The 19302-nt window shown below is 41.0% G+C and carries 20 protein-coding genes, 1 pseudogene and 1 other annotated feature; of the genes and pseudogenes, 20 read left to right on the forward strand and 1 reads right to left on the reverse strand.

Annotation, left to right across the window (positions count from 1 at the left end; translation table 11 throughout):
• Positions 1-29: 29 nt before the first annotated feature.
• Positions 30-950: a Na/Pi symporter gene (locus CHI10_RS18370; protein ID WP_095245645.1), complete on the reverse strand. Its 921-nt coding sequence runs from the start codon at positions 948-950 to the stop codon at positions 30-32.
• Positions 951-1185: 235 nt separating this feature from the next.
• On the opposite strand from CHI10_RS18370, the gene rpsU reads away from it, so the two are divergent.
• The 20 genes and pseudogenes from rpsU to CHI10_RS18470 all read left to right on the forward strand — a co-directional run bounded on the left by rpsU (position 1186) and on the right by CHI10_RS18470 (position 19274).
• Positions 1186-1359, forward strand: a complete 174-nt coding sequence (rpsU, locus tag CHI10_RS18375) for a 30S ribosomal protein S21 (protein ID WP_009333009.1) — start codon at positions 1186-1188, stop codon at positions 1357-1359.
• Positions 1360-1374: 15 nt separating this feature from the next.
• On the forward strand, positions 1375-1818 hold the full coding sequence (locus CHI10_RS18380; protein ID WP_095245646.1) for a GatB/YqeY domain-containing protein: 444 nt from the start codon (positions 1375-1377) through the stop codon (positions 1816-1818).
• Positions 1819-2022: 204 nt separating this feature from the next.
• Positions 2023-3354 (forward strand): NfeD family protein, encoded by a 1332-nt coding sequence (locus CHI10_RS18385; RefSeq protein ID WP_095245647.1) that lies wholly within the window; start codon positions 2023-2025, stop codon positions 3352-3354.
• 21 nt (positions 3355-3375) lie between these two features.
• Positions 3376-4374: a flotillin-like protein FloA gene (floA, locus tag CHI10_RS18390; protein ID WP_076257449.1), complete on the forward strand. Its 999-nt coding sequence runs from the start codon at positions 3376-3378 to the stop codon at positions 4372-4374.
• A 34-nt stretch (positions 4375-4408) separates the two neighbouring features.
• Positions 4409-4885 (forward strand): hypothetical protein, encoded by a 477-nt coding sequence (locus tag CHI10_RS18395; protein ID WP_095245648.1) that lies wholly within the window; start codon positions 4409-4411, stop codon positions 4883-4885.
• A 62-nt stretch (positions 4886-4947) separates the two neighbouring features.
• Positions 4948-5238: a sporulation protein YqfC gene (yqfC, locus tag CHI10_RS18400; RefSeq protein ID WP_035331147.1), complete on the forward strand. Its 291-nt coding sequence runs from the start codon at positions 4948-4950 to the stop codon at positions 5236-5238.
• An 18-nt stretch (positions 5239-5256) separates the two neighbouring features.
• Positions 5257-6450, forward strand: coding sequence for a sporulation protein YqfD (gene yqfD, locus CHI10_RS18405; RefSeq protein WP_095245649.1), 1194 nt, complete (start codon positions 5257-5259; stop codon positions 6448-6450).
• Positions 6447-7412 (forward strand): PhoH family protein, encoded by a 966-nt coding sequence (locus CHI10_RS18410; protein WP_095245650.1) that lies wholly within the window; start codon positions 6447-6449, stop codon positions 7410-7412. The genes yqfD and CHI10_RS18410 overlap by 4 nt, the downstream gene beginning before the upstream one ends.
• Positions 7413-7638: 226 nt before the next feature.
• Positions 7639-9831 (forward strand): HD family phosphohydrolase, encoded by a 2193-nt coding sequence (locus CHI10_RS18415; protein ID WP_095245651.1) that lies wholly within the window; start codon positions 7639-7641, stop codon positions 9829-9831.
• The gene (gene ybeY / locus CHI10_RS18420; RefSeq protein WP_095245652.1) at positions 9828-10298 is read left to right on the forward strand and encodes an rRNA maturation RNase YbeY; all 471 of its coding nucleotides are present in this window, start codon (positions 9828-9830) and stop codon (positions 10296-10298) included. Before CHI10_RS18415 ends, ybeY begins: the two co-directional genes overlap by 4 nt.
• Entirely contained in the window at positions 10276-10668 is a 393-nt protein-coding gene (locus CHI10_RS18425; protein ID WP_095245653.1) for a diacylglycerol kinase family protein, read from the forward strand. The genes ybeY and CHI10_RS18425 overlap by 23 nt, the downstream gene beginning before the upstream one ends.
• 339 nt (positions 10669-11007) lie before the next feature.
• Positions 11008-11451, forward strand: a complete 444-nt coding sequence (locus tag CHI10_RS18430; protein ID WP_095245654.1) for a cytidine deaminase — start codon at positions 11008-11010, stop codon at positions 11449-11451.
• Complete coding sequence (era, locus tag CHI10_RS18435) at positions 11444-12358, forward strand: GTPase Era (protein WP_095245655.1); 915 nt, start codon at positions 11444-11446, stop codon at positions 12356-12358. The genes CHI10_RS18430 and era overlap by 8 nt, the downstream gene beginning before the upstream one ends.
• A gap of 157 nt (positions 12359-12515) precedes the next feature.
• On the forward strand, positions 12516-12659 hold the full coding sequence (locus CHI10_RS18440; protein ID WP_009332996.1) for a YqzL family protein: 144 nt from the start codon (positions 12516-12518) through the stop codon (positions 12657-12659).
• A 30-nt stretch (positions 12660-12689) separates the two neighbouring features.
• Complete coding sequence (recO, locus tag CHI10_RS18445) at positions 12690-13442, forward strand: DNA repair protein RecO (protein ID WP_095245656.1); 753 nt, start codon at positions 12690-12692, stop codon at positions 13440-13442.
• A 70-nt stretch (positions 13443-13512) separates the two neighbouring features.
• Positions 13513-13697 (forward strand) — a binding site (T-box leader).
• Positions 13698-13816: 119 nt separating this feature from the next.
• Complete coding sequence (gene glyQ / locus CHI10_RS18450; RefSeq protein WP_095245657.1) at positions 13817-14707, forward strand: glycine--tRNA ligase subunit alpha; 891 nt, start codon at positions 13817-13819, stop codon at positions 14705-14707.
• Positions 14700-16772 carry a glycine--tRNA ligase subunit beta gene (gene glyS / locus CHI10_RS18455; RefSeq protein ID WP_095245658.1) on the forward strand — a complete coding sequence of 691 codons (2073 nt, stop codon included), beginning with the start codon at positions 14700-14702 and terminating at the stop codon, positions 16770-16772. The genes glyQ and glyS overlap by 8 nt, the downstream gene beginning before the upstream one ends.
• Before the next feature lie 259 nt (positions 16773-17031).
• Positions 17032-17664, forward strand: a complete 633-nt coding sequence (ccpN, locus tag CHI10_RS18460) for a transcriptional regulator CcpN (RefSeq protein ID WP_179289080.1) — start codon at positions 17032-17034, stop codon at positions 17662-17664.
• Positions 17665-17692: 28 nt separating this feature from the next.
• Positions 17693-18511, forward strand: coding sequence for a pyruvate, water dikinase regulatory protein (locus tag CHI10_RS18465; protein ID WP_095245660.1), 819 nt, complete (start codon positions 17693-17695; stop codon positions 18509-18511).
• A 323-nt stretch (positions 18512-18834) separates the two neighbouring features.
• A pseudogene (locus CHI10_RS18470) lies at positions 18835-19274 on the forward strand (YaiI/YqxD family protein).
• The last annotated feature ends 28 nt before the right edge of the window (positions 19275-19302 follow it).

Consider the following 19302-nt stretch of genomic DNA (forward strand, 5'->3'; position numbering starts at 1 on the left):
TGCCGGGATTTCCCGGCATTTTTTATTTTTTATCGGCCGTGCAGTCTAATGACAAACCTTCCAAACTGATTTGCAAATGGAAGAACAAGCAGTGAAGATATTACATTAAATAAAACACTGATATGCGCAAGCTGCACATCCGGTGAACTGGCTGCACTCTCACCGAAAACAGCAAGGGCATGAATAAAAGGATAAAAGGCCGCCACACCCATACAGTTCAGCCAAATATGGGCATAGGCAGTCAGTTTTGCTTCTTTTCCTGAACCGATGGATGCTAAATATGCGTCTACGCATGTACCTATATTAGATCCAAGCATTATGGCAATGCCCGTATCCAAATCCATTGCGCCAGCAGTTAAAAACCCCATTATAATGCCAGTTGTTGCTGTGCTTGATTGGATGATAGCCGTAAGGACAATTCCGGCAGCCACAGCGAATAAATAATTCCCATCCAAAGTAAGCAGCCAATGGTTGACCATATCATTATCTTTCACAGAACCAGCAAGATATTCAAACCCGCGCATTGCTGCAAAAACCGCTGATAATCCAAGCACTGCCAGACCGGAGCTACGCAGGCTCTTATTCTTCATTACAGCGAGGATGCTCCCGGCAGCAGCAAGCGGAACAATATATGACTCAATATTAAAAGTGATTAACTCTGTCGTAAATGTTGTACCTATGTTGGTTCCTAATATGATGCCAATCGTCTGGGGAAAAGTCAGCATCCGTGCAGAAACCATTCCGATTGTTATGATCATTACCGCTGAACTGCTCTGCAGGACAGCTGTCACGATTGTGCCCATAACAGTGCCTTTCCAAGGTGAATTAGTCATAACTGCCAGCCAATTCTTTAATGAATCGGCAGATAAATTAAATAATCCCGATCTTAAGAGTGTCATACCATAAATAAATAACCCAATGAGCAGAAAAAATAATAAAAGCTGGACCAATCATTCACCCCCTACATTTAATACTATGGGACACCCTGCTGGGACATGCTTATGTGCAAAAAAATGTTTAGCTTGTCAAAAATGGGGTACTAAATAAGCACAATCTATAAAAATCAATCCCGCAGCAGGCTAATTACTGTTGACCTTGATAAGCTGTTATATTATAATTGCAAGGTACATGGAATAAACCATGTTGTTGATGTAAGTGTGTTGTGCTCGGAGGGAGGGAAAGAGAATGTCTAAAACCGTCGTTCGTAAAAACGAATCGCTTGAAGATGCTCTTCGTCGTTTCAAACGTTCAGTATCAAAAACTGGTACTTTGCAGGAAGCAAGAAAGCGCGAATTCTATGAAAAACCTAGTATTAAACGTAAGAAAAAGTCTGAGGCTGCTAGAAAGCGTAAGTGGTAAGAGAGGGTGTATGTAATGAGTCTTCTCGAGCGTTTAAATGAAGATATGAAACAAGCGATGAGGAATAAAGAAAAAGAAAAGCTTACTGTTATTCGTATGATTAAAGCTTCGCTTCAAAACGAAGCAATCAAGCTCGGTGAAGATCTTAACGAAGAACAGGAGTTAACTGTCCTTTCTCGCGAAGTTAAACAACGCAAGGATTCCCTCCATGAATTTGAAAAAGCAGGTCGTGAAGATCTTGTTGAAAAAATTCGTACTGAACTTCAGTATGTAGAATTATATATGCCAAAACAGCTCTCTGAAGATGAAGTTTCAAAAATTGTTGCAGAAACAGTTGCAGAAACAGGTGCTTCTTCAAAAGCTGATATGGGAAAAGTGATGGCTGCTATCATGCCTAAGGTAAAAGGCAAGGCAGATGGATCACTAATAAATAAACTTGTACAACAACACCTTTCATAAAACTATGCATTAAAAGACCGAAAGCCGATGGCTGACGGTCTTTTTTACTTTTGTAACAGCAAAAGAGTGGTGATATGAATTACTCTTATTTCTAGGTTATACTAAAGATGCAGCAGATTTCTGAATAAATAATAATGAAACTTTTTAATGATTCAATCGTAAATACATATAGAAATCATTTTTGCGGATAAAGGGGGGAAAGGTTTGATTGCCAGAAGAGCAATAACCGCCTTTGCATTGTTTTTTGCTCTGCTGCTGCTTGTAAGCCCTTTTCAGGGAAACGCCGATAACGAAAAAGTGCTAATTGTTCCGATCGAAGAAACGGTGGAAAAAGGGCTATATGCATTCTTAAGCAGAGCCGTGCAAACAGCTGAAGAAGAAAATGCATCAGCCATAATATTTGAAATAAATACACCCGGAGGGGCAGTGGATGCAGCCGGACAAATTGGCAGGCTGTTAACCTCAACAAATGTAAAAACAATCTCTTTTGTCAACAAGCAGGCTTTATCTGCAGGTGCCTATATTGCTTTGAATACGGATGAAATATACATGGTACCTGGTTCAACAATGGGTTCAGCCGCAATTATTGACCAGCAGGGAAATACAGCTGGTAAGAAAGCAGAATCATACTGGTTTGCAGCAATGCAGAGTGCGGCCTCACAAACGGACAGAGATCCTGTTTATGCCCTTGCTATGGCAGATGAATCTGTGGATCTGCCTGAATTGGGGGCACCGAAAGGAAAGCTGCTTACCCTCACAGCTGAACAGGCTGAGCAGGTAGGTTATTCGGAAGGTACAGTAGATTCAAGGGCAGAGTTACTGAAAGTGCTCGGATTTAATGAAGCTAATATACAGACAATTGATGAAAGCTTTGCAGAGAAGGTAGCCCGTTTTATTACCCATCCTGTCGTCATACCAATTCTATTATCTATTGGAAGCCTCGGGCTGGTTCTGGAACTGTATTCACCGGGTTTTGGCATTCCTGGATTAATGGGATTATCGTCCCTGCTTCTGTTCTTTTATGGTCATATGGTGGCCGGGCTGGCAGGATATGAGACTTTAATATTGTTTGTATTAGGAATTGGCTTAATAATTGCCGAGTTTTTCCTTCCTGGAGGCATTGCGGGAATAGCCGGTATTGCAGCAATACTCGGGAGCCTGTTCCTGGCTTCTGACAATGTGGCCCATATGGGAATGTCTATTTTAATTGCTATGGGAGTTTCAATATTGGCATCTATATTAATGATAAAGGTGTTTGGTAAAAAGATGAAATTCTTTAAAAAAATTATTTTAACCGATAGCACAAATACTGAAAAAGGCTATATTTCAAATAAGAGCAGACTTGAACTGATTGGTCATGAGGGTTATGCACTTACAGCTTTAAGGCCTTCGGGTACAGTAGTCATAGAGGATGAAAGAATAGACGTTGTCAGTGAGGGAGCCTTTATCCTTAAAGGGGCAAAAGTAAAAGTAGTTAAAGCAGAAGGATCGCGTATTGTTGTCAGAGAAATATCTAATCTTGATTTAGATAAATAAAAATCATCAGGAGGTAAAATTATGTTAGAAGCAGGAACAGTAGCAATATTGGTTGCCGTTGTACTCGGTGTTATATTGCTGGGTATATTATTCACCTTTGTACCGGTTATGCTGTGGATATCAGCATTGGCTGCGGGTGTCAGAGTCAGTATCTTTACATTAATCGGGATGAGGCTCCGCCGGGTTATACCAAGCCGTGTCATCAATCCGTTAATCAAAGCTCACAAGGCAGGACTTGAAGTAACAACAAACCAGCTGGAGAGCCACTACCTTGCAGGAGGAAATGTTGATAGAGTTGTTAATGCGTTAATAGCAGCACACCGTGCCAATATTGATTTAAGCTTTGAGCGCAGTGCAGCCATTGACCTGGCAGGGCGTGACGTTTTGGAAGCAGTTCAGATGAGTGTTAATCCAAAAGTAATTGAAACACCTTTTATTGCCGGTGTGGCGATGGATGGTATCGAAGTAAAGGCAAAAGCGCGAATTACAGTCCGTGCCAATATTGACCGTCTGGTCGGGGGGGCCGGTGAAGAAACAATCGTTGCGCGTGTTGGTGAGGGGATTGTCTCTACGATCGGTTCGCAGACAGATCACAAGAAAGTACTTGAAAATCCGGATATGATTTCTCAGACTGTTCTTTCAAAAGGTTTGGATGCAGGCACTGCTTTTGAAATTCTCTCGATTGATATAGCAGATGTGGATATCGGCAAAAATATTGGTGCAGAACTTCAAACTGAACAGGCTGAAGCAGACAAGAAGATTGCCCAGGCTAAAGCCGAAGAAAGACGTGCTATGGCCGTAGCTCAGGAACAGGAAATGAAAGCACGGGTTGAAGAAATGAGAGCGAAGGTTGTGGAAGCAGAGGCACAGGTGCCGCTTGCCATGTCAGAAGCACTCCGATCCGGAAATATTGGGGTAATGGACTATATGAATATCCAAAACATCTCGGCTGATACCGAAATGAGGGATTCAATCGGCAATATGAGTGACGACGGCAAAAATGGCCGTAAAAATGACTAAATGATCCCTTATTGGGAGAAGGGAGGAAACTCTCTTGGAATTTTTATTTGAGAATCCTTTTATTCTCATTGCTGTTATTGCTTTCATTTCCTCCATGTTCAAAAAAAAGAAGGAGGAAAGGCCTGTAAAACAGGCTCCCCGTTCAGTACAGCAAGAGAATCGGACACAGGCGGAAAGAACTTCTGCAGATCCTGCATTGGCCGAAGTGCTGGAAGAGGAAAAGAGGAAGCTGACAGAGAAATCCAGAAGAATAGAACAAGAATACAGACAGCGTAAACAGCAGACAGAACAAAGCATGAAGGCTCTCCAGAGTCAGCAGAGAGCTGCTGAAAGAAAAGCAAGCGCGATATCGAGAACAGCAGCCAATACAAAAACTTACCCGGTGGAAGCCTCAGGAGCCGGTAAGTTTGAACCGCAGAAACAGTCGCTTGTTGATGGTATTATCTGGTCTGAGATTCTTGGACCTCCAAGATCTAAAAATCCTCACAGGTCCCTCAACAGAAAGCGGTAAAAAATAAGTGCTAGAACCTCCGTTCATTTCATAAATATGAGATGAAAGGGGGTTCTTTTTTTATGGCAAAAAAGTGGGGACAATTCGTCCGCGGCTGGATGACTAAAAATATGGAGCTTCCTCAAGATGTCATGATGGACCTGCCCCGCATTACAATGATTGGGCAAATCCATATCTATATAGAAAACCACAGGGGATTACTGGCTTTTTCAGATAAGGAATTAAGACTGCTATTAAAGCAGGGGCAGCTTTTAATAAGAGGGAAAGCCTTCGTCATAAAAACGATACTGCCGGAAGAAATACTGCTCGAGGGAAAAATTGATTCAGTAACTTATATTACAGACACTGATTAAGAATTCAGGGGGAAGGAAATGAAGAACCAGTGGATCGAATTTTACAGGGGCCTTGTAACAGTTAAAGCAAGCGGGAAAGGAATAGAAAGATTTATTAATGCACTTACCCGCAGCGGAATCAATATCTGGAATGTAAAGAACCATGGAACGCAATCAGTCACCTTCAAAATGAAATTGGAAGATGCAAAAAAAATAAGAAGCCACGCCAGGAACAGCGATTGCAGAATCGAGTTCCTGCAGCGGGCAGGAGCACCGTTCCTTATGAAAAGGCTGCTGAAAAACAGCGGATTTGCAGCTGGTGCCCTCGCGTTTGTTGCTGTCATTCTCCTTTTATCCAATATGGTTTGGGGCATAGAGATTAAGGGGGCAAATCCTGCAACTGAATATCAGATCATCAAAGAATTGGACAAGATGGGGGTTAAAAAAGGAAAGCTGCAGTTCTTTGTAGATAACGTGGAGTCTATTCAGCGGACACTATCCAACAATATCGAGGCAATAACCTGGGTTGGCGTGGAGTTAAAAGGGACAACCTACCATCTGCAGGTAGTTGAGAAAAATGAACCTGAGAAACCGGAGTATTTAAGCCCGCGGCATCTGGTAGCCAAGAAGAAAGCTGTTATTGTAGAAATGTTTGTTGAAGAAGGGCGTCCGGTCGTCGATATTCACGATCATGTTCAGCCAGGACAGCTTTTAGTCTCCGGGATCATCGGTAAAGAGGGCCAAACGGAAACTGTTCCTTCAAAAGGGGAGGTTTTCGGGGAAACATGGTATAAATCTGAAGTCATTCTTCCGCTTAAGAGCACATTCAAAGTCTTTAGCGGCAATGAAAAAGTTAAGCATAGCATCACAATCGGAAATCTGGAAATTCCTATATGGGGTTTTGGAAAACCGGGGTTTGAAGAGTATGAATTAGAGGAAAATGAGAAAGCAGTAAAGTTCCTGAAATGGGAACTGCCTGTTTCCTACGTAAATAAGACATTCCGTGAAAGAGAGCAAGTCACCAGAATATATTCCAATAAAGAGGCTTTTGACGCTGCGAAAGCTTTGGCAAGAAAAAAAATAAAAAGCAGCTTAGATGAAAATGCTAAAGTTAAGGGAGAAAAAGTTTTGCACCAATCAATTGACAATGGTAAAGTAACTATAGCAATACATTTCCAAATTATTGAGAATATTGCAGAAGGACAACCAATTATTCAAGGAGATTCGGAATGACAGAAGACTTGAAAACAATGAACCTGCAGCTGGAAGATCCTAATGAAGCCATTGCATTATTAGGCAATTCAGATGCAAACCTAAAAATTATTGAGCAAGAACTGAATGTTTCCATTGTAACCAGGGGAGAATCCGTTTATGTGTCTGGCGAAATGGACAAAGTGGAACTGGCTGGAAAGGTTCTGGATAAACTGCTTTATGTAATCCGGAAAGGTATAAATATAAGCCAGAGAGATGTTATGTATGCTCTTCAAATGGCAAACAAGGGAACACTAGAGTATTTCAGTGATTTATACGAAGAAGAAATCACTAAAAACGCAAAAGGAAAGTCTATTCGTGTTAAGACACTGGGACAGCGTCAATACATTCAAGCAATCCGCCAAAATGACCTGGTTTTTGGCATAGGGCCAGCAGGAACAGGAAAAACATATTTGGCAGTTGTCATGGCTGTCAATGCTTTGAAAAATGGGAATGTGAAAAGAATCATTCTAACCCGCCCTGCAGTCGAAGCGGGAGAAAGCCTTGGCTTTCTTCCGGGGGATCTTAAGGAAAAAGTCGATCCTTACTTACGGCCTTTGTATGATGCTTTGCATGATATATTAGGTGCTGAGCATACACAAAGAATGATTGAAAGAGGCACGATTGAAATTGCACCGCTGGCTTATATGCGCGGAAGAACTTTAGATGATGCCTTTGTCATACTGGACGAAGCGCAAAATACAACTCAGGCGCAAATGAAGATGTTTCTGACCAGGCTGGGCTTTGGTTCAAAAATGATTATTACCGGAGACAGAACACAGGTTGACCTTCCAAAGGGTGTAAAATCAGGTCTGATCGCAGCAGAAGACATACTCAAGGGTGTAAGCGGACTATCATTCGTTCACTTGGAACAAAGTGATGTGGTGCGTCATCCGCTTGTGGCCAGGATTATTCAGGCATACCAGACAGAAGATAGCCAATGAACCATGAAGCCGCCTTTTTTGGCGGTTTTTTCTTTTGAAGATATAATCGGCAGGTAATTACTATGGAATTATTTGCTATTAATGAAATGATTAGGTAACCTGTTAATAGATAGTCCATTTTTCATTAGTGAAAACCCACTGAAAAACTGTTATGATTTTACATAATTAATAATTAAAACATTTAAGAATATTGGAAGTTTTTTTACCCAGGACAGGAGGGGTAAATGTGTCAAATCTTCAGCAGAGTATGACTACAATCAGAAATTTACTTAATATGACCTTTTTTCGTGTTCTCTTATTTGTTCTTTTGGGAGTTGCTATGTATTTTTCCATGTATAGCAATGTGAAGCCTGAAAAGCTGGATTTAAGTCTATTCTCTGTCGCTGAACAGACAATAAGATCACCCATTACAATAGAGGATAAAGCAAGTACAGAAAGAAAGAGAAAAGAAGCAGAAAATAATGTTAAGGATATTTACGTTGTAAAAAAGGAGATTGCCCAAAACAGAGTTGACCTCGTTACCTCCATTTTCGGATCAGTTTCGGAAGTGAATGAAGAAGTAAAAGAAGGGATGGAAGAGAAAAAGAAGGCTGCTGCAAATGAGTCAGACAAAGATATAGAGGCACCAGACCCTTCCGCCCCTGGTCCTAAAGAGAAATTGTCCATGGTTAAAGAAAAACTCACTGATGATGTAACACGTGAAGTATCGGATGGCGTCTTCCTTGCTTTGCTGCAGGCAAAGGAGGGAGAACTGAGCATTGCGAAAGACCTTACTGTTACGGCCATCAATAAAATCATGAATAATGAAATTCCGGCTGAACAGGTGGAGAACGCAAAGAAGCGTGTTGAAGAAGAACTGAAGTTCACCAGCTTAAATTCAGAAACAAAAAAAGCCGCAATAGAGCTTGGGCGCTATGCAATATATCAAAATCAATTCTATGATCCTGCGGCCACGGAAGAATTACGGCAGCAGACCATTGAAAGTGTCGAGCCAGTAAAAATTCTTCAGGGACAGATCATTGTTGAAGAAAATCAGCTGATCAGCAGGGACATATACCGACAGCTTGAACTTGTAGGGCTTCTGGACAGTGTTAATTCGATTCAGCCTTTTATCGGCTTATCTTTGATCATTATCATTGTTTTATCAGCTCTATATTATTATTTCCACGAACTGAATGTACAGAGGGAATTAAAGCAAAGCTATTTATTGCTGTTCAGCCTTGTCTTTATCTTATCGTTATTGCTTATGAAGGTCATCAGCCTTTTCCAATACGCCGATTACTCAGAGATAGGGTATATCTATCCTGCAGCTATGGGAGCTATGCTGATCAAAATACTGATTGATGAAAAGCTTGCAATGTACTACACAATTATTATGGCTATCAGCGGAAGCATCATTTTTAATGAAGGTGTTACAGGGACATTCCAGCTGACATCAGCCATTTATATCCTTTGCAGCGGCTTGGCTGCCATTTTGTTTTTGAGCAGACAGAATCGCCGCTCTAAAATATTGCAGGCTGGTTTATTCGTATCTGCAGTAAACATACTTGTTATCTTTTCAATGCTTTTCTTAAGAAATGGCCACTATGAAACGATTGAATATGGATTTTACTTTGTAATTGCTTTGATTTCAGGTATTTCGTCTGCAGTCCTGGCCATTGGCCTGCTGCCATATTTTGAGGCGGGATTTGGAATTTTGTCTACTATGAGGCTGATTGAGCTATCTAATCCTAATCATCCGCTGCTGAGAAAGATACTGACCGAATCTCCCGGAACCTACCATCATAGTGTAATGGTTGCAAATCTCTCCGAGTCAGCTTGTGAAGCTATTGGGGCAAATGGTCTTTTAGCAAGGGTGGGCTGCTACTATCACGATATCGGCAAAACGAAACGGCCGCAGTTTTTTATTGAAAATCAGGTGAATATTGAAAATCCGCATGATCGGCTTCCTCCCCAGACCAGTAAGAATATTATTATCGCCCATGCCGCAGATGGTGCTGAAATGCTGAGAAAGCATAAGATGCCTAAGGAGATAGTGGATATTGCCGAACAGCATCATGGGACAACATTGCTGAAATTTTTTTACTACAAAGCAAAACAAAATGGTCTTGAGGTAAAAGAAGAGGACTACCGCTATCCTGGACCTAAACCGCAATCAAAAGAGTCGGCAGTCATTGGCATTGCGGATAGTGTAGAAGCTGCAGTCCGTTCAATGGCACATCCTACAACAGAGCAAATAGAGGATTTAGTCAAAAAGATAATCGCAGACAGGCTTCAGGATGGACAGCTGAATGAATGTGATTTAACCTTAAAAGAGCTGGAAACCGTTTCACACTCTTTCTGTGAGACGTTAAACGGAATTTTCCATTCACGTATTGAGTATCCTGAAATGACAAAACAGAAGGTGAAACAGGCATGAATTTAAACATTGATTTTTTAGACGAAACGAATGAGCTTCAGGAAAATGATATAGCCAAAATTGAAGAGTTAATTAACTTTGCGGCTTCAAAAGAATCTGTGGAGCCTGAAAGCGAGGTATCCATTACGTTTGTGACGAATGAGCGGATCCGCGAGATCAACAAGGAATATCGGGATAAAGATCGGCCGACTGATGTCATTTCTTTCGCGATGGAAGAACTTGGTGAAGGTGAAATTGAACTGATTGGGGCTGATATGCCGCGAATCCTGGGGGATATCATCATCTCCACTGCTAAGGCGAAGGAGCAGGCGGAGGAGTATGGACATTCTTTTATTAGGGAGCTTGGCTTTTTGGCGGTCCATGGCTTCCTGCATCTTCTTGGCTATGATCATGAAAATCCGGAAGATGAGAAAAAAATGTTTTCCCGCCAGAAGGATATACTTGATGAATACGGGCTCACAAGATAAAAAAGTCCGAAAACACAATGTCCTCAAATCCTTTGTGTTTGCTTTTTCCGGAATTAGAACGGCGTTATTGAACGAAAGGAATCTGCAGATACATTTGGCAGTATCCCTCGCTGTCATGTTCTTTGGAATATATTTTGGCATTTCCCGGCTTGAATGGATAATCATTCTGCTGGCCATCGGGGGAATGCTCTCACTTGAACTCCTTAATACAGCCATTGAAAGGGCTGTGGATCTGGCAACCGAAGATTACCATCCCCTTGCCAAGCAGGCTAAGGATATAGCCGCTGGAGCGGTACTGGTGTTTGCCATAATAAGTGTAATAATAGGCGGAGTAATATTCCTGCCTAAAATCCTGATATTTTTGCAGTAATGTGAAGCTGTCCGAATGGGCAGCTTTGCTTTTTTCTTAATGAATAATTAAGGCTAATCGTAAACTGCTTTGAATTATCGGACCCGAGTTTGAAAACGTTCACTGAATCAGCTAAAATGACAGAACAGCATTAAATTTCGCAGGCCGGGGAGAATCTGAGGGATGCCATTTAGAAAACAATGGCCAGATAAAATTAAAAGGCCTACGTATTTTTAGAAAATTCAATTTTTTTATTACGTTTTTGCTACAATCGATGAAAATCTAAGTAAAATGTTGTAAAATAAAAGAGAAGCGGCTGCTTTTCACAGAAAGAAGCATTGCGAGCCCCAAAGCCCATGATTGCATCGGGAGCAGCTCCGTTTTACAGGAAAGGAAGAAATAATTGTGAATAACGATCAACTAATACAGGAAGCAAAGATTGCAAGAGATAGAGCATATGTGCCATATTCAAAATTCAAAGTGGGAGCGGCGCTATTAAGCAGTGACGGTCAGGTTTTTCACGGCTGCAACATAGAAAATGCAGCGTACAGCATGTGTAATTGCGCTGAAAGGACTGCGCTCTTCAAAGCATATTCTGATGGCGTTAAAAGCTTTTCAGCCATTGCTGTTGTTGCTGACACAGACCGTCCTGTTCCCCCATGCGGTGCATGCAGACAGGTAATATCCGAATTATGTCCGCCTGAAATGAAAGTTGTTCTAACCAACTTAAAAGGGGATATTAGAGAATTAACAGTTGAAGAATTACTGCCAGGAGCATTTTCACCGGAGGACTTACATGAATAATACACAACAAGGACACAAATCAGGCTTTATTTCCATAATCGGCAGACCCAACGTAGGAAAGTCAACATTTTTAAATCGCGTAATTGGGCAGAAAATTGCCATTATGAGTGATAAGCCGCAAACAACGCGCAATAAAGTTCAGGGTGTCCTGACAACCAATGATGCACAATATATTTTTATTGATACGCCAGGAATCCATAAGCCAAAGCATAAACTGGGAGACTTTATGATGAAAGTTGCCCAAAATACACTGAAAGAAGTGGATGTCATCCTGTTTATGGTAAATGCCCAGGAAGGCTTTGGACGCGGTGAGGAATTCATACTTGAGAAATTTCAGTCAGTCCGTACGCCCATTTTCCTTGTGATCAATAAGATTGACCAGGTACATCCAGATGAACTTTTTAAAATTATTGAGTCTTACAAGGAAAAGTACGATTTCAATGAAATTATCCCCATTTCTGCTTTGGAAGGCAATAATGTAGAGACGCTGTTAGAACAGATTAAAAAGTATATTCCTGAAGGGCCGCAGTTTTATCCTGCTGATCAGGTAACAGATCACCCGGAGAGATTTATCGTTTCCGAACTGATCAGGGAAAAAGCGCTGCATCTAACAAGAGAGGAAATTCCGCACTCGCTTGCTGTAACTATTGATAAAATGGAGCGCCGCGAAGACAAAGATGTCGTTCATGTCATGGCTACGATCATAGTGGAACGTGACTCCCAGAAGGGCATTGTCATTGGAAAGCAAGGAAAAATGCTCAAGGAAATCGGAAAAAGAGCAAGGGTGGATATTGAAAATCTTCTTGGATCACAGGTTTTTCTGGAGCTGTGGGTCAAAGTCCAGAAAGACTGGCGCAATAAAATGTCACAGCTTCGCGATTTTGGCTTCCGTGAAGATGAGTACTGAGCCAGCCCTAATTAAAGTATTATCCATTTCTGGTTTATATGCATACAGGTGATTGACAATATTTTCGTCTCATGATTTTACAAAGACAGGCTATGATATAGATAAATGAATTGGGATAAAGAATTGCTAGTTGAATAACTGAAAGGTGGGGTTTTCGATGATGGATTTTACCTGGAGAGTGTTTTCCCAGACAGGAAATATTGACACATATCTTCTCTTCAAGGAGCTAGAAAAGGAAACTCAGGATATACCCGGCAGCAATGATGAAGAGCTAGCAGAAGCTGATTTTCCCATCTCATAGGTTTGTCGAAAGACAGGGATGGTGTCACTGTTGCTTGATAAATGTGAAGGCATTGTCATCAGGACAACTAATTATAGTGAAACAAATAAGATAGTTACTTTATATACCCGTGAATGGGGAAAAGTTGGTGTGATGGCACGTGGAGCGAAAAAACCCAACAGCAGACTTGCTGCTGTCACCCAGCTTTTTACATACGGGAATTTTTTAGTTCAGCGCGGAAGCGGTCTGGGCACTCTGCAGCAGGGTGACATGATTTCATCCATGCGATCTATTAAAGAAGATATTTTTCTTACGGCTTATGCAAGCTATATTGTCGATTTAACAGATAAAAGCAGTGAGGATAAGAAGCCCAACCCATTTTTGTTCGAATTGCTGCATCAAACGCTGAATTTAATAAACGAAGGATATGATCCGGAGATTCTCACGAATATTTATGAAATGAAAATGCTTAACGGTTTGGGTTTATATCCAGTTCTTGATCAATGTTCTGTCTGCGGAAGCACTGACGGGCATTTTGCATTTTCAATCCGGGAAAACGGCCTCATTTGTCACCGCTGTCTTGATAAGGATCCTTATCATTATAAAGTATCACAGGCGACAATTAAGCTGCTGCGCCTCTTTTATTTTTTTGATTTGTCCAGGCTCGGCAATATCTCTGTTAAACCGGAAACCAAATCTGAACTGAAAAAGATTATCTCTGCTTATTATGAAGAGTATTCCGGCTTAAACCTTAAGACTAAGAAGTTTTTGAATCAAATGGACAAGTTTAATGATCTTATGTAATGAGCTCCTTTTGCTTTTATTAAAGATTGACAATCCAATGTGATTCCGCTATGATTCAAATTAATAAAATATTATTGCTGTGAAGGAGAAGAGTACTTAACTTTTTCTCATTAAAGCGAACCCGGGACAGTGGGAGCCGGGTATGGATAGTTAAGGAAAGGCGCTCTGGAGCAATTTCGTCTATTGACAACCAAAGAGGCTGCGGTCAAAATCGCAGCAAATAGGGTGGAACCGCGGGTAACTCTCGTCCCTATGCCATTTGGCATAGAGACGGGAGTTTTTTATGTTCCACAGGAAAGCGAACAGTCTGGAGCGGAAATCGACAGACAACATTGAGAGATAAAATACAACTATTTATACGAAAGAGGTGTCCTATGAATATTCAAAACATGATATTAACACTTCAAAAACATTGGTCTGAACAGGGTTGTATCCTGATGCAGGCTTATGATACTGAAAAGGGCGCAGGCACAATGAGCCCATATACATTTTTACGAGCAATCGGACCAGAACCGTGGAATGTGGCTTATGTAGAGCCTTCACGCCGTCCTGCTGATGGCCGATATGGAGAGAATCCAAACAGGCTTTATCAGCATCATCAATTTCAGGTTATCATGAAGCCGTCCCCTGATAATATCCAGGAGCTGTATCTTGATTCACTTAAGGCATTGGGCATTGATCCGCTTGAACATGACATCCGGTTTGTGGAAGATAACTGGGAGAATCCTTCATTGGGCTGTGCGGGCTTAGGGTGGGAAGTATGGCTTGATGGAATGGAAATAACACAGTTCACATACTTCCAGCAGGTAGGAGGATTGGAATGCAAGCCTGTATCTGTTGAAATTACATATGGAATTGAAAGGCTTGCCTCTTACATTCAAGATAAGGAAAATGTCTTTGACCTTGAATGGACAGAAGGATTTACAGTTAGGGACATTTTCCTTCAGCCCGAGTTTGAGCATTCGAAATACACGTTTGAAACATCAGACCAGGAAATGCTTTTTAATTTGTTCAATATCTATGAGAAAGAAGCGCATAGGCAAATGGATGAAGGGCTTGTACACCCGGCTTATGACTATGTATTGAAATGTTCCCATACTTTTAACCTGCTCGATGCCAGGGGAGCGATCTCAGTAACAGAAAGAACAGGCTATATTGCAAGGTGCCGGAATCTGGCCAGAAAAATAGCCAAAACCTTTTATGAAGAGAGAGAAAAACTTGGCTTCCCAATTCTAACGGTTAAGGAGGAAGGATCTCATGAATAAGAAAGACCTTCTGCTGGAAATTGGACTAGAAGAAATGCCTGCCAGATTTGTCACTAATTCCATGAATCAGCTTTCAGATAAAGTGAAATCATGGCTTTTGGAAAAGAAAATATCTTTTGAAGAGATCAGCGCTTTCTCCTCTCCCCGCCGCTTGGCTGTCCTAGTAACCGGAGTGGATACCGCCCAGGAGGACATAAATGAGGAAGCGAAAGGGCCTGCGAAAAAAATCGCACTAACAGAAGATGGAGTATGGTCAAAGGCTGCGGTTGGATTCAGCCGGGGTCAGGGAGCTTCTGTTGAAGATATATTTTTTAAAGAAATTAACGGTGTTGAATACGCCCATGTCAGCAAATTCATTAAAGGTCAGGAAACAGCTGCCCTTCTGCCTGAACTTCAGCAGATTATTACCTCGCTATCATTCCCGAAGAATATGCGCTGGGCAAACCAGGATTTACGTTTTATCAGGCCGATTAAATGGCTTATTGCATTATTCGGAAATGAAGTCATTCCTTTTTCAATAACAAATGTCCAGACTTCCAACCTTACAAGAGGTCACCGCTTTTTAGGGGAAGAGATTGAGATTAACAATCCTGCTGATTATGAAAAGGCCATGCTGGCGCAATATGTGATCACTAACCCTCAGGAAAGAAAAAGTGCCATTCTTTCTCAATTGGAAAAAATTGAGGAAGAACAAGGCTGGGTTGTTCCGGTGGATGAAGATTTATTGGAAGAAGTAAATAATCTGGTTGAGTACCCGACTGCATTATATGGCAAGTTTGAAGAAGAATACCTTGAGCTTCCGGAAGAGGTGTTAATTACTTCCATGAAAGAGCACCAGCGCTATTTCCCGGTAAAGTCCAAAGGTGGCACTCTTCTTCCTTACTTTGTGACAGTCCGGAATGGTTCTCATGAACATTTGGAGAAAGTGGCTAAAGGAAATGAGAAAGTATTGCGGGCAAGGCTATCTGATGCAGCTTTCTTCTATAGTGAAGACCAAAAAACGGACATCGCAGTATCGCTCGGAAAACTCAATAACATTGTGTATCACGAAGAAATTGGAACCCTTGCTGAAAAGGTAAACCGTGTCCGCCAGCTGGCAGCAAAACTGAGTGAGATTCTTGACTTCAGTGATGAAGCAAAAGCAGTGACAGACCGCGCTGCTGAAATCTCAAAGTTTGATCTTGTTTCACATATGGTTTACGAATTTCCAGAGCTGCAAGGTTTTATGGGAGAAAAATACGCCCTGCAAAAAGGCGAAAAGGAAGCTGTGGCGCGTGCAATTAATGAACATTACATGCCGCGCAATGCAGAGGACCAGACACCGGAAAGCGATGCTGGTGCAGTGCTTTCCATTGCTGAGAAACTGGACACGATTGTGTCATCCTTTGCAATTGGAATTATTCCAAGCGGTTCCCAGGATCCATATGCTTTAAGGAGACAGGCATCGGGTATCATCCAGACGTTACTGGCTAAACACTGGGATCTGAAGCTCGAAGAATTGATCGCATTATCTTCAGAGACCGTACTTAAAGCGAATATAGGAAAGAAATCAAAAAGTGATTTAATGCAGGAATTAGTTTCTTTCTTTAAATTAAGGATTAAATATATGCTGCAGGAAAAAGCAATACGCTATGACTTAATTGAAGCTGTATTAGGAAATGATATCGGCTCCGTGCCTTCACTTGTGAATAGAGCTCAGGTATTGGAATCCCACAAGGATGCAGCTGGCTTCAAGGAAAGCATTGAAGCTCTTAGCCGGGTAATCAACATTGCTTCTAAGGCTGAAGATAAAGGGGATATTGACAGCAGCTTATTTGAAAATGATAATGAAAAAGCTCTGTTCAACAAATATTTATCAGTAACCGAGGAGTTGAAAAAAGAGGGTACAGAGGAAGAAGCCTTTAACTTGTTAATCAGCTTGAAGCCTGAAATTGATCAATACTTTGAGCATACTATGGTAATGGATGAAAATCAGGAAATTCGCCGTAATAGGCTGCATCAAATGGCGCATTTGTCTGATGTGATAAAGAAATTTGCAAATATGAACGAAATAATTGTTAAGTAATAAGCTAAAGTTTTGCGTTTTATGCTTGAATACGATTAAAATCTAAGATGAGGACAGCTGCCGTGGCTGTCATTGAAAGAGCCTGTTTATCATACTGACGGGCTCTTTCGTATTTTGGGCATATTAGTCAGCTCAAAGTAAACTATATATGAAACACATCTTTTCATTTATGACAAATAGTATATAATAATTATATAAAAGTATAACCTTATTATAGTGGGAAATGAGTGCCAAAAGCATCTCCTTTTCAGATTAGGTGGTGAGGAAAATCGAATTAAATAAAAGGCAGGAAAAAATAATAGAAATCGTTAAGGAAAACGGGCCGATCACTGGTGAGAGTATTGCGGAACAGCTTAATTTAACGAGGGCAACACTAAGGCCGGACCTGGCTATATTAACGATGGCAGGCTATTTAGATGCCCGTCCGCGTGTAGGCTATTTTTATACAGGGAAGACTGGGGCGCAGCTGCTGACTGAAAACCTTCAAAAGCTATATGTAAGGGATTATCAATCTATTCCTGTAGTGGTTAATGAAAATGTGTCGGTATATGATGCCATTGTGACAATGTTTCTGGAAGATGTCGGCACGCTATTTGTTGTTGATCAGGGTTCACTGCTTGTTGGGGTTCTGTCAAGGAAGGATTTACTCCGTGCAAGTATTGGCAAGCAGGAGCTAAATTCCATCCCTGTCAATATCATTATGACCAGAATGCCTAACATTACCATGTGCGAAAAAGATGATTTGCTTATCGAAGTTGCTAAAAAGCTGATTGAAAAGCAGATCGATGCTCTTCCTGTTGTAAAAAAGACGGAAAAAGGGTATGAAGTAAACGGCAGGATAACTAAAACAAATCTGACAAAAGCATTCCTGGCTCTGGCCGGGGAAAAGTAGTAGTGAAAGAAGGAGATGGTGTTAAAGGATGGAAAAAATGCCGGTCATTTATGTCGTTTCGGACTCAGTGGGAGAAACGGCTGAACTTGTAACAAAAGCTGCAACGAGCCAATTCAATGGCAGCGATATATCTATCAAGCGTTTTCCTTATGTTGAAGAGAAAGTACATATTGATGAAGTTATTTCACTCGCAAAGCTTGATAATGGGATGATAGCCTATACGATGGTCAAGCCGGACATGAGGAAATATATTAACCAGAGGGCTGCTGAAGAAGGGATATATGCTTTTGATATTGTTGGCCCTTTAATGGATCAAATCCAAAGAGCCTGCGGCATTACACCGCTTTTCGAACCAGGACTGGTCAGAAAGCTGGATGAAGATTACTTTAAAAAGATTGAAGCAATCGAGTTTGCTGTAAAATATGATGATGGCCGTGACCCTCGTGGCATATTAAAGGCTGATATAGTGCTTATCGGTGTATCAAGGACTTCAAAAACACCTCTTTCCCAGTATCTTGCCCACAAGCGCCTTAAAGTGGCTAACGTGCCTCTTGTGCCTGAAGTCGATCCTCCAGAAGAGCTATTTCTTGTCCCGCCGGATAAGTGCTTCGGTCTGAAAATCAGTCCGGAAAAATTAAACTTTATTCGAAGAGAACGCCTAATATCATTAGGTCTAAGCGATAATGCCAGCTACGCAAATATAGAAAGAATCAAAGAAGAAATAGGTTACTTTGAAAAAACCGTTTCCAAAATTAAATGCCCGGTTATTGATGTTACGAACAAAGCAGTAGAAGAAACAGCCAATATGATCCTAAATCAATACCGGAAAAACTTTCCGAAAAGCTAGCACATAAATTCTTTATGTGCTTTTCCTTTTTATCGGCAGGGTTACGAGGGCTTTTTCTTATAAAAACTGCAAAATTAAATTATTTTCTTGCCAGATAAAATAATGGCAAAATAGAGATTAATGTACTATAATAAAAAATTGTGATAAAAATGTACCCGAATAGGTTTAGAGTTCATTGCCAAGGAATAAACTATTTATTGTGGCATGTCAAGCTTTCGACCAAGAAAAAATTCGACATATCTCACTATGCAAAAGTTATTCATGTAAAGAAGGATTATGCGGAGTGATGTAGAATTATTAGAACATTAGGCAAACCAATCATTATGGTGGATGCTGATTCCTGTCCTTTAAAAGAAGAAATTGTCGAAATAGCCAATTCCTTTACTGTGGACGCAGTGTTTGTTGCTTCATATGCTCATATGCAAAGTGACCTGAGTGGGGCTGTCTGGAAATTTGTTGACAGCAGCAAGGAAGCTGCAGATTTATTTTAATGAATAATGTGAAATCAGGAGATGCGGTTGTCACACAAGATATTGGATTGGCATCAACTCTTTTGTTAAAGGGTGTTTATGTCCTTTCTCCCAGGGGAATTTTATTTGAGGAAAGTGAAATTCGAACTGCTTTGGAAATGAGGCACCTTTCAGCCAAAGCGCGAAGAAGAGGGGTTTATGGGAAAGGCCCAAAACCATTTAGTCAAGAGGACCGATTCAGGTTTGTGCAGCAGCTGACAAAGATTTTGTCGAATTTTGAAGGGATTCAGTAACGTTTATCGAATACCTCAGTAAGTAATG

The sequence above is a fragment of the Bacillus sp. 7894-2 genome, from assembly GCF_002272225.1.
Taxonomy (GTDB): Bacteria; Bacillota; Bacilli; order Bacillales; family Cytobacillaceae; genus Cytobacillus.

What these genes read in the sequence shown, in the direction of transcription:
- rpsU (WP_009333009.1), top strand. Translation starts at nt 1,186, where the DNA reads ATGTCTAAAACCGTCGTTCGTAAAAACGAATCGCTTGAAGATGCTCTT.
- CHI10_RS18380 (WP_095245646.1), top strand. Translation starts at nt 1,375, where the DNA reads ATGAGTCTTCTCGAGCGTTTAAATGAAGATATGAAACAAGCGATGAGG.
- floA (WP_076257449.1), top strand. Translation starts at nt 3,376, where the DNA reads ATGTTAGAAGCAGGAACAGTAGCAATATTGGTTGCCGTTGTACTCGGT.
- yqfC (WP_035331147.1), top strand. Translation starts at nt 4,948, where the DNA reads ATGGCAAAAAAGTGGGGACAATTCGTCCGCGGCTGGATGACTAAAAAT.
- yqfD (WP_095245649.1), top strand. Translation starts at nt 5,257, where the DNA reads ATGAAGAACCAGTGGATCGAATTTTACAGGGGCCTTGTAACAGTTAAA.
- CHI10_RS18410 (WP_095245650.1), top strand. Translation starts at nt 6,447, where the DNA reads ATGACAGAAGACTTGAAAACAATGAACCTGCAGCTGGAAGATCCTAAT.
- ybeY (WP_095245652.1), top strand. Translation starts at nt 9,828, where the DNA reads ATGAATTTAAACATTGATTTTTTAGACGAAACGAATGAGCTTCAGGAA.
- CHI10_RS18425 (WP_095245653.1), top strand. Translation starts at nt 10,276, where the DNA reads ATGAATACGGGCTCACAAGATAAAAAAGTCCGAAAACACAATGTCCTC.
- era (WP_095245655.1), top strand. Translation starts at nt 11,444, where the DNA reads ATGAATAATACACAACAAGGACACAAATCAGGCTTTATTTCCATAATC.
- CHI10_RS18440 (WP_009332996.1), top strand. Translation starts at nt 12,516, where the DNA reads ATGATGGATTTTACCTGGAGAGTGTTTTCCCAGACAGGAAATATTGAC.
- glyQ (WP_095245657.1), top strand. Translation starts at nt 13,817, where the DNA reads ATGAATATTCAAAACATGATATTAACACTTCAAAAACATTGGTCTGAA.
- glyS (WP_095245658.1), top strand. Translation starts at nt 14,700, where the DNA reads ATGAATAAGAAAGACCTTCTGCTGGAAATTGGACTAGAAGAAATGCCT.
- CHI10_RS18465 (WP_095245660.1), top strand. Translation starts at nt 17,693, where the DNA reads ATGGAAAAAATGCCGGTCATTTATGTCGTTTCGGACTCAGTGGGAGAA.